The organism is Corallococcus sp. AB049A (assembly GCF_003668885.1).
Classification (GTDB): domain Bacteria; phylum Myxococcota; class Myxococcia; order Myxococcales; family Myxococcaceae; genus Corallococcus; species Corallococcus interemptor.
This window is the reverse complement of record NZ_RAWL01000322.1, coordinates 1-10174: the sequence shown is the minus strand read 5'-3', so window position 1 is coordinate 10174 and position 10174 is coordinate 1. Positions and strand designations below refer to the sequence as shown.

The 10174-nt window shown below is 69.0% G+C and carries 9 protein-coding genes and 1 pseudogene; 7 read left to right on the top strand and 3 right to left on the bottom strand.

Annotation, left to right across the window (positions count from 1 at the left end):
• From D7X55_RS28240 to D7X55_RS42985, 6 genes are all read left to right on the top strand, one after another.
• A partial coding sequence (locus tag D7X55_RS28240) for an ABC transporter substrate-binding protein (RefSeq protein ID WP_147470239.1) occupies positions 1 to 659 on the top strand: 659 nt, incomplete at its 5' end.
• Positions 656 to 1450 carry an ABC transporter ATP-binding protein gene (locus D7X55_RS28235; protein WP_121724676.1) on the top strand — a complete coding sequence of 265 codons (795 nt, stop codon included), beginning with the start codon at positions 656 to 658 and terminating at the stop codon, positions 1448 to 1450. The genes D7X55_RS28240 and D7X55_RS28235, both read left to right, overlap by 4 nt.
• Positions 1447 to 2382 carry an iron ABC transporter permease gene (locus tag D7X55_RS28230; protein ID WP_121724675.1) on the top strand — a complete coding sequence of 312 codons (936 nt, stop codon included), beginning with the start codon at positions 1447 to 1449 and terminating at the stop codon, positions 2380 to 2382. The genes D7X55_RS28235 and D7X55_RS28230 overlap by 4 nt, the downstream gene beginning before the upstream one ends.
• A 109-nt stretch (positions 2383 to 2491) precedes the next feature.
• Positions 2492 to 3331: a lipopolysaccharide assembly protein LapB gene (locus D7X55_RS28225; protein WP_120551882.1), complete on the top strand. Its 840-nt coding sequence runs from the start codon at positions 2492 to 2494 to the stop codon at positions 3329 to 3331.
• A 121-nt stretch (positions 3332 to 3452) separates the two neighbouring features.
• On the top strand, positions 3453 to 4202 hold the full coding sequence (locus D7X55_RS28220) for an adenylate/guanylate cyclase domain-containing protein (protein ID WP_121724674.1): 750 nt from the start codon (positions 3453 to 3455) through the stop codon (positions 4200 to 4202).
• A gap of 16 nt (positions 4203 to 4218) precedes the next feature.
• The gene (locus D7X55_RS42985) at positions 4219 to 4746 is read left to right on the top strand and encodes a Pycsar system effector family protein (protein WP_147470238.1); all 528 of its coding nucleotides are present in this window, start codon (positions 4219 to 4221) and stop codon (positions 4744 to 4746) included.
• 44 nt (positions 4747 to 4790) lie between these two features.
• On the opposite strand, the gene D7X55_RS28215 is transcribed toward D7X55_RS42985, so the two are convergent.
• From D7X55_RS28215 to D7X55_RS28205, 3 genes are all read right to left on the bottom strand, one after another.
• The gene (locus D7X55_RS28215) at positions 4791 to 5009 is read right to left on the bottom strand and encodes a DUF3185 family protein (protein WP_014396547.1); all 219 of its coding nucleotides are present in this window, start codon (positions 5007 to 5009) and stop codon (positions 4791 to 4793) included.
• 54 nt (positions 5010 to 5063) lie between these two features.
• Positions 5064 to 8159 carry a ribonuclease R gene (gene rnr / locus D7X55_RS28210; protein ID WP_121724673.1) on the bottom strand — a complete coding sequence of 1032 codons (3096 nt, stop codon included), beginning with the start codon at positions 8157 to 8159 and terminating at the stop codon, positions 5064 to 5066.
• Between the two features lie 127 nt (positions 8160 to 8286).
• Positions 8287 to 9699 carry a protease inhibitor I42 family protein gene (locus D7X55_RS28205; RefSeq protein ID WP_120551884.1) on the bottom strand — a complete coding sequence of 471 codons (1413 nt, stop codon included), beginning with the start codon at positions 9697 to 9699 and terminating at the stop codon, positions 8287 to 8289.
• A 162-nt stretch (positions 9700 to 9861) separates the two neighbouring features.
• On the opposite strand from D7X55_RS28205, the pseudogene D7X55_RS28200 reads away from it, so the two are divergent.
• Positions 9862 to 10174: pseudogene (locus D7X55_RS28200) on the top strand (molybdopterin molybdenumtransferase MoeA); the annotation flags it as partial.

Sequence of the window (10174 nt, the reverse complement as noted above, 5' to 3'; positions counted from 1 at the left end):
TGCCGAAGGTGGGCACCACGTTCGCGCCCAACTTCGAGGCCATCGCGAAGCTCAAGCCCACGCTGCTCGTGGATCAGCAGGTGAAGCAGGCTCCGGCGGAGGCGCTCGCCGCGCTCGCGCCGCTGAAGGTGCTTCCCTGGACGTCGCTCCCGGAGGTCGTCGGCAGCGTGAAGGAGCTGGGCCGTCTGAGCGGACGCGAGCCCCAGGCCGCCGCGCTGGCGCAGAGGCTGGAGCAGACGCTGTCGCGCCCCGCGCCGAAGGACGCCCCCCGCGTGCTGCTGGTGCTGGGCGACGTCGCGGGCACGCTGTCGGAGGTCTGGTACATGAAGCGCGCGTCGCTGCACGGCGCCGCGCTGGAGGCCGCGGGCGCGCGCAACGCCGTCGCCGAAGAGCGCTCCGGTCCCCCCAACCTGTCGCTGGAGGGCGTCATCGCGTTGGATCCGGACGCGGTGCTGGTGCTCATCAACGTGCCGTCCCTGGACGCCGCGGGACAGGCGCGGGTGCTGGCCCCGTGGAAGCAGCTCACCGGTCTGCGCGCCGCGCGGGAGGACCGGGTGCGGCTGGTCGTCGGCCCCGACGTGCAGTCCACCGGGCCCGCCATCCTCGACGTCGTCGAGCGGCTCCGCGCCGCCCTGGGCACCCTGCCCCCCACGCGATGACGGCCGGACTGACGCTGGACGCGGTGACGGTGCGGGCGCGAGGACGGACGCTGCTGGACGGCGTGTCCCTGCGCGTGGCTCCGGGTGACTTCGTGGCCATCGTGGGCCCCAACGGCGCGGGCAAGTCCACGCTCCTGCGGGTCGCGCTGGGCCTGCTGCGTCCGGACGCCGGGCAGGCCTTCGTCGACGGGCAGGAGGTGTCGCGCCTGGCTCCCCGGGAGCGCGCGGCGAAGCTCGCGTGGCTGCCCCAGCGGCTGGAGGCGGCCGAGCCCATCACCGCGCTGGAGCAGGTCGTCTCCGCGCGCTACCGCTTCCCCGAATCCCGGCGCGCGTCGGAAGAAGCAGCGCACAAGGCGCTGGCGGAGGCAGGCGCGGCGTCCTTCGCCCTGCGCCCCATCACGGAGCTGTCCGGCGGCGAGCGGCAGCGCGTGGCGGTCGCGGGGCTGCTCGCGCAGGAGACGCCGCTGGTGCTGCTGGACGAGCCCGCCAACTTCCTGGACCCCGCGCAGCAGCTGGAGTTGTACACGCGCATGGGCCACCTCTGGCGCGAGGGACGCGGCATCCTGTGCGTCACCCATGACGTCAACGTGCTCGCGCATGCCCACGCTCCGGGCACGCGCGCGCCTCGCGTCGTGGGCCTGTTCCAGGGCCGCGTGGCGTTCGAGCGGGAGCTGGACGCCCCCGACCTGGGCGAGCACCTGGGCGAGCTGTTCGGCGTGCGCATGCACGGCATGTCCGTGGAGGGCCACCGCGTGTTCGTGGGCCTGCCCCGCAGCGGGGGCTCCCCGTGAAGGCCTGGCTCGTCCTGGCGGTCTGCGTGGCCGCGTGCGCGGTGGCGCCGTTCATCGGCCCGGGCATCTCGCCGGGCTCGGTGGACTTCGTGTTCTGGCAGCTGCGCGTGCCCCGCACGCTGATGGCCATGCTGGTGGGCGGCACGCTGTCGCTGGTGGGCGCCGTGTACCAGTCCCTCTTCGCGAACCCGCTGGCCGCGCCCAGCACCGTGGGCACCACCGCCGGTGCGACCCTGGGCGCGCTGGTGGCCATCCTGCTGGGCGTGCGGCTCGCGCCGGGGGGATTTCCGCTGATCACCGCCACTGCCTTCGGGGGCGCACTGGGCGTCAGCCTGGTGGTGGCCGCCATCGCCGCGGGCCGCCGCGTGCGGATGAACGACGTGGTGCTCGCGGGCATCGCCTGCTCCATGGCGGCGGGCGCCATCTCCACCGGCCTGCAGTTCACCGCGGACTCCGCCGAGCTCATGGCCGCCATGCGCTGGTCCCTGGGCCACCTGCCGCAGGTGGGCTACTCCGGCGTGCTGGTGCTCACCCCGTTCGCGGCCGTCACCGTCGTGGGCCTGCTTGCCCTCACCCGCGCGCTGGAGGTGTTCATCGCGGGCGAGGAGCACGCGGAGTCCCAGGGCGTCCCCGTCCAGCGCGTCCGCACGGTGGCCATTGGCCTGGGGGCGCTGGGCGTGGCCGCCTGTGTCGCGTGGTGCGGCCCCATCGCCTTCGTGGAGCTCATCGTCCCGCACCTCGTGCGCCGGACGCTCGGGGTGAGCCGCCGCGTGCTGCTGCCGGGCTCCGTGGTGGTGGGGGCCGCGTTCCTCGCGTTGTGCGATGCGTCGGCGCGGCTGATCCTCCCCGGGCGTGAATTGCCCGTGGGAGTGGTGACGGCCGCGCTGGGCGCGCCCCTGCTCGTCTCCCTGCTCGCGCGCGCACGCTCCTGAGGCCCCCCGCCGGACAGGGCCGCACCTGAAGCGAGTTCGGGTATATTCCGCGCCGCGTGGGGCCCTCCGCTGGGACGTGCCCCCTGGAACTTCACGAAAGGCTTTGGGCATGAAGCGGCTGGGTAGCGTGGGTTTGATGCTGGGTGTGCTGACCCTGGGCGGGTCCTTTGGCTGCGCCGACGAGAAGGAAGAGAAGGCCAAGGAGCACCGGGTCAAGGGCACCAACTTCCTCGCCGACAAGAACTACGCGGAGGCGGTGAAGGAGTACGAGGAGTCGCTGAAGATCGACCCGACCCAGGAGAAGGTCTGGGAGAAGAAGGCCTTCGCGCACATGCAGGCGGGCCAGACGGACCAGGCCGCGCAGGCCGCGCTGAAGCTGGTGGACTTCGCGAAGACGCCCCAGGACAAGGCCGAGGCCTACCGCAACGTCGCGGCGATGTACGCGAAGAACGGCCCGCTGGAGAAGGCGGAGCAGTACTTCCAGGAGTGCCTGAAGATCAACCCGAAGGACACCGACGCGCTCAGCTGGATCGCGGAGGTGCACTCGCAGCGCGGTGGCGCCCGCTCCATGTCCGCGCCGGCGAACCCCGCGGAGCTGGACCTGGCGCTGAAGACGTATGATCAGGTCATCGCCCTCAACCCGGACTCGGCCAACACGTACCTGAACAAGCGCATCGTGATGTTCAAGTACATCGAGCACGAGAAGTCGCTGATGCAGGCCGCGGAGCAGGAGGCCATCGAGGCCGCCACGCCGCCCAAGCCGGAGAAGGGCAAGAAGGCCGTGGTGGATCCGGAGGCCGCGGAGCGCGTCGCCGCCGCCAAGGCCAGCGCCGCCGCTCACGCCAAGCGCATCGAGGAGCTGACGGCCCAGGCCAACGAGGCCACCAAGCAGTTCGGCGAGGCGACCAAGCGCGCCAAGGCCGCGCAGGCCTCGGGCGCCACGAAGTAGTCCCTTACGTGGAGGGGACGGGGCCTAACGCCGGCCTCGTCCTCTCCACTTGCAAGCGACATAAGTAGCCCTAAAAACCTAAGACTTACCTTATCACACACCAAAGACTGCACGCATTATCATGACTAAGCTCCAGACACTCAAACAAATAGTTGCCGACAGCCTCAATACTGCACAACAGGCAGCAGGCAAGATGCGTCTCGATGAGAGCACACGAGTCAAAATTGCCAAATCAATGCTTACTCATATCAACGGCCTTGACTCACTAGGGCTCGGCTCTGGCAGAAATTTATGGGCCACCTCCCTTTTCGTTGACATGCGTGGCTCCACCAAACGCGCACTTAGCCTAGGCGCAAAAAAAACGTACTTGACCATGCATGCCCTACTCCCTGTCTTCAGCCATCTCGTTGAGGAACAGGAGGGATTTATCGTGGGATTTCGAGGCGATGGCCTCTTTGCTGTCTTCGGCATCAATGAGGACGGCGGGAATCCACTGCCTCTGAACAAGCACAAACATGTTCGGGAGGCTGCCATCTGCGGCGCCCAAATGATCGAGGCCACTTACGCAGCCATAAACCCCGCACTAGAAACACTAGACATCGAACCCATCAATGGGATTGGAGTTGGAGTTGATGAAGGCGACATAATAATCACAAGAATCGGACTTGGCTCAATGTACGATCTTACAGCTTATGGCGACTCGGTTAACAACGCCTCCAAGCTGTGTTCCGACTCGTTCAATGAAGTCATCCTATCCAATAGCGCCGAGGACCTATTTCCATCCGGGATTAATGGCCAAGTAACAACAACACCGCACTCCGGAAAAACTCAAGGGATGGTGATGAACTTCCCTATGTCACTACTGGATTAAGACAGCCCCATCAAGCATGCCAACAACCAAAGACGATGTCTGGAACATCATCAAGAGATACGACGGATACTACGCCGGAGCAAACACCAAGGCATCCATACTCATCGCCCTGAATGCCATTGCCGTAAGCGGCCTACTTGTCAAATGGCAAGACCTACTAAGTCGTTTCAGTAACACCTGGGCAAGCATCGCAGCGGGTGTCTTCCTTGCCATAACCGCAATCGGCTCAGTAATCGCCCTCTTCTTCGCTATTCAAAGCTCAATTCCCTATCTAGGCTCCCCCAAAGACCCAACCACATACCACTCCCTCGTTTTCTTCGAACACGTGGCGGATTTTGGATCACCAGACAAATATCTATCCGCATTTTCAGCCAACACCGACGAGGCATTTCTCAAAGACTTGTGCTATCAGGCATTTGCTCTCGCCCAGGGACTGCGCACAAAGCACAGGCAAGTCGCATATGCATTTCGGGCTTTTCTCTTCGGCGCATTGATACCATTTGGCTTATTCCTCTTGCTTTTGATTATTCAACTAGCAAGCTGATAGTCGCCAACAGGCAACCCTCTCCCAAAGAGCCAAGCATTCGCTCATCGCCGGCCTCGTCCTCCCCCGAAGAGGGCCAGCAGCACGCCGCCCACGAGCGCGGCGCCGCCGCCCGCGACGTAGAGCGTGGTCTGCTCGGTGTTGCGGCCGGTGATGAGCTCGGTGGCGCGTTCGGTGAGTGAGTCCCGCGCCTTGAGCCCGGTGAACAGCAGCACGCCGCCCGCCACCGCCAGCATCAACCCCACGATTCGCACAGCACCCACACGGCCTCCTTCAGTGGAACGGCTGGAACGGCGGCGCGGCCGGAAAGGCCCGGCTCAGCGCTTGCGCTTGCCCGGGGCTCCACGCCCCGGCTTCTTGCCCGCGCCCTTGGAACCGCCGGCCTTCTTGCCCGGCGCGGACTTCTTCGAGGGCTTCGCCCGCGAGCTCGCGCCAGCGGCCGCCTTGCGGACCTTCTTGCCCGGAGCCGCCCCCGTGGAGAGCTGGCCCCGCTGCGCGGCCAGCGCGCGGATCCGGTCGAAGCCCGGGTGCGGTGAAGCCGCCGGGGCGCTGTCATCGGAGTCGAAGCCCGGCGGCGTGAAGGCCTCGCGAGACGCCGGAGCCTCCGGTGCCGGGACGGACTCGACGCCCTCATCGGACGCAGGGAGCGAGGGACGGATGACCTTGCGCTTGCCCTTGGCCGGCTTCGCGGGCTCCGCCTTCGGGGCGGGAGCCTCCTCCGTGCGGGCCTTCAGGAAGCGGCCGGTGCCACGGGCAGGCGCGGCCTCCTCGCGGCGCCCTTCCCGGCTGAAACGCCCTCGCGGACGCGGCGCGTCTCCCAGCACCTCGTCGCCGTACCCGGCAACCGTCGCGGCCTCCACCGTGGCGGCGTCCTCCGGCGCGGGTGGCTGCCACGGCGCCTCCTCCGCCTCACCCAGCGAACGCCACTGCGCCGCGTCCTCGGCCACCGCGGGCTTGCGCCACGGCGTGCGGCCCGTCTTCGCGGCCTCGCGCTCGCCGCGCCCGGGCCTGCCACCCTTGTGACGGCCCGGCGCCTCGTTCACGTACTCGCGACGGCGCGGCGGCTGCCGTGCGCCTTCGGCCCGCTGGAGCGGCGCTTCGTCCTCGAACTGGAGCGCTTCGAAATCAATCTTCCGCGCGGTGGTGTTCGCGGACAGCAGCCGCACGCGCAGCTTCTGCCCCACCCGTACGCGCCGGCCATTCGGATACACGAGCGAGTGCGTGCGCTTGTCCAGCTTGGAGCCCGGCCCCAGCGACTCGCCCTTCACCAGGCCCTCGACGTGGACCTCGTCCAGCTCCACGAAGAAGCCGAACTCGGCGATGCCCGCCACCGTCGCGTCGAACTCCTCGCCCACGCGGTCTTTCATCATCAGGGCCGCGTAGAACGCCACCACCTCGCGCTCCACCGTCATGGCCGCGCGCTCGCGCTCCGAGCACTGCTGCGCCATGCCCTCCAGCCGCTCCTCTTCCCGGTCCAGCTGCGCGTCCGAGGGCTTCTTGCCCTTGCGCGCCCACACCGCCTTCAGGATGCGGTGCACCAGCAGGTCGGGATAGCGCCGGATGGGCGACGTGAAGTGCAGGTAGTTCTCCGCCGCCAGGCCGTAGTGGCCCACGCGCGTCGACGTGTACACGGCCTGCATCATGGAGCGCAGCAGGAGCTGGTTCAGCGCGCGCTGCTCCGGGTGTCCCTCCAGCTGCGTGATGAACGCGTCCAGCTCCTTGGACGACACGCCGTTCTCCACGTCCAGCTGGAAGCCGTACGCCTCCGCCAGCACCGCGAACGCCGCCAGCTTCTGCGGATCCGGCTCGCCGTGGAACCGGTACACCGTGGGCAGTCCTTCGTCCTGGAAGTACGTGGCCACCGCCTCGTTGGCGGCCAGCATGCACTCCTCGATGAGCCGGTGGCTGTCCTTGCGCTCGCGCTTCTCCATGCGCAGCGGCACGCCGTCCTCGCCCAGCACCACCTTGTGCTCCGGCACGTCGAAGTCGATGGCGCCTCGCGCCTTGCGCATGCCCATCAGCGCGCGCGCCAGCGCCATCAACTGCTCGAACTGGGGCTTGAGGAAGTCGCGGTGCGGCACGTCCTTGCCGTCCAGGACGTCCTGCACCTCGTTGTACGTGCAGCGCGCCACGCTGCGCATCACCGCCGGGTACAGCTCGTGCGAGCGGCGCTGGCCGTGGCGGTCGAACGTCATGTCCGCCACCATGCACAGCCGGTCTTCATCCGGGCGCAGCGAGCAGATGCCGTTGGACAGCCGCTCCGGCAGCATGGGCAGCACGCGGTCCGGCAGGTACACGGACGTCGCGCGGTTGAGCGCCTCCGCATCCAGCGCGGTGCGCTCCTTCACGTAGTGCGACACGTCCGCGATGGCCACCACCAGCCGCCAGCCTCCGGCCTGGGCCTCCGCGTACACGGCGTCGTCGAAGTCGCGCGCGTCCTCGCCGTCGATGGTGATGAGCGGCATCTGGCGCAGGTCGCGGCGGTTGCCCTCGGTGGCCTCCGCCTCCGTGACCTTCACCGCGAACGCGTCCGCCTCGTCCATCACCTCCGGCGGGAACTCGTCGGAGAAGCCATGCGCGAAGGCCGACCCCAGCACCTCCGCGCTCGGGTCGCCGGGACGCCCCAGCGAACCGGCCACCTCGCCGAACAGCCCCTGCCCGGGCTCCAGCAGGTCCGCGCCCACGCCCAGCCGCACCTTCACCAGGTCGCCGTCGCGCGCCATCTGCGTCGCCGGCACGCGGATGGGGCCCGGCAGGCTCGTGTCCGTGGTCATCACCAGCGAGTGCCGGCCCTGCGCCACGTACGTGCCCACCGCCAGCTCACGCCGCCGGTTGACCACGCGCACCAGCCGGCCCTCGAAGCGGCCCGGCCGCCCCGCCACCTCCACGAGGACGCGGTCGTTGTCCAGGGCCCGCTGCGCTTCGCCCGGCGGCAGGAAGATGTTCTCCCCCTCGCCGGACACCGGGTGCACGAAGCCGAAGCCGTCCCGGTGCATGTGGAGGATGCCCTCCACCGCGGGCTGGCTGGAGTCCTCGAAGCGGTCGTCGCGGGAGCCCCGCTGGAGCGAGCGCCGGAGGTTGCCGCCGCCCCGGGGACCATCGTCCCGGAAGCCGCCCCGGCGCTCCTCGCGCCCGCTGCCCGGGGCCGGGCCCCGCTTCTTGAGGGGAGGCGAGGACAGGTCGCGGCGGGCTTCGAAGCCGGAATCCGGCGCGCGAGGCGTGCGCGGGCCTTCCAGGCGGAAGCGCTTGCCGTCCTTGACGATGGCGCCCGCGCGCACCAGCTCACGCAGGGCGCGTTTGAGGTCGGTCTGCTGGCCGGGGTTCAGGCCTCCCAGGCGAAGGAGCTCCTTCAGGCCCAGGGGATGGTCGGCTTCAGCGAGCAGCTGTCGGATGTGGTCTTGGGAAATGCTCACGGTGGGGACGCGGCAAGGCCGCTGAGGGAACGGGTAAGCCCGAAGGGTGCGGGCGGGAACCCCCCGGCCCCCATTCGCCCTCCCTGGAGGACCTTGCGGTCCAGGGAGGGCCCGTGCGTCCAAGCCCTCAGGGCTTGACGGTGACGTTGATCTTGAAGGAGCGCTCCACCACGCCCGGCGTGAACGCCTTGGCGAGGAAGAACTCCACTTCGAAGTTGCCGGGGTTGCGCGGCGTGAAGAAGAACTCGCGGGTGGCCGGGCCGCCGGAGGGACCGGGCTCGAAGTTGGCCTCGCGCAGGCCCACGCGCTTGGCCAGCGTGGGCTCGATGGCCCAGGTGGCGCCGGGCTGCTCCGGCAGGCGCACCGTGAGGCCGTGGTTGAGCTTCACGTCCACGGACGTGGGCACCTCGCCCTCGATGTGCACCAGCTCCATCTCGTCGCGAGACACCGAGCGGGCCTCGGACGGACGCGGCTCCACCATCTCCGCGGCGATGCGGCCGCCCCAGCCGGACGTCTTGTCCACCACGCCCGTCACCTGGAGCGTCTGCCCCACGTGCTTGCGCAGGCTCTTCACCGCCGCCTTGCCCTCGATGGCGAAGGACACCTGCTGGCGCGTGCCGCCGTTGGACACGACGAGCACGAAGTCCTCGCCCATCATCTCCAGGTTGCCCCGGATGCTGGCGAAGCCCTTGATGCCCGCGCCCATGCCCGCGGCGACGGCCATGGAGACCTCGCCGGGCGACAGGTAGCGCAGCTTCGGCTCCGAGTCCGAGGGGGGCGGCGCGACCTCCTCCACCTCCGGCTTCTTGGCGGAGTACTTGCGCACCTCCACCACGCCGCTGTGGTTGGTGGTCTTCTTGATGAGGCCGACCACGGAGACCTTGTGGTCCACGTACGCCGGCAGCACTTCCTGATCCGGTCCCTGCAACAGGAACGTCAGCTCGCGCTTGTCGCGGCCCACGACGACCAGGTGGGGCATCTCGCCGCTGAGGATGAGGCGGCCCTTGAGGCTGCCCTCGCCCATCACGCCGCGGCCCTCGCCGGCCGTGAGCAGCTGCTCCATCTCACGCTTCGTCAGCGGCTCGCCCACGGGCGGAAGCTTCGTGGCGCGCGGACGGGGCTTCTCCACGGGCGGGCCCGCGGGGACGGACATGGGAGACTTGCCCCCGGCCTTGCCAGCGCCCTTCTTGCCGGCCGCGGCAGGGGCGGCGGGCGCGGCCTTCGCCGCGGGGGCGGCCTTGCCGGCCTTGCCGGCCTTCGCGGGAGGCGCCGCGGGAGCAGGAGGAGCCGCCTTGGCCGCTGCCTTCTTGGCGGCGGGGGCCTTCTCCACCTTCTCCGCCACCGCCTTCTTCGCCGCCGCGACCTTGCCCTTCGCCCCTTCAGCGACCGCCTTGACGACCTTCGTCGCGGCCGTCGCCACCTTCTTCGAGGCGTTCCTGATCAGATCCAGGCGGGCCGCGTTGTCCTTCTTCGCGGCAGGCTTCGCACCGGCTTTTGCAGCGGGAGTCGGCTTCTTCGCCCCGGACTTGGGCTTGGCCATCGACGCTGTCTCCTTGGAAATTTCCCGTGTGCTATCAACGGGTTGGCGGGACGCCCCTGCTGTTGGACGCGAGCCTCGCGATCACGATTGCTTGTAACGATGATCAGCTGGGCTGTCAAACTAACACTTGATTTTCTCACGGACTTTGGGTGGGAAAACAGCATGAGTGACGCCCCCGCATTGCTGCCGGTGGAGGAGGCCCGAGCGCGGATCCTCGGGCTGTGCACGCCGCTGCCCACCGAGTGGGTGCCCGGGGACGACGCCCTGGGCCGCGCGCTGGCCGAGGACGTCCTCGCCCGCCGCACCCTGCCCCCCTGGGACAACTCCGCCATGGACGGCTACGCGGTGCGCGCCGGGGACCTCACGGGCCCCCTGCCCGTGCGCCTCACGGTGGGCGAGACGGTGTTCGCCGGCAGGCGCCCCACCCGGGAGGTCGTCCCGGGCACCTGCGCGCGCATCATGACCGGCGCCCCCC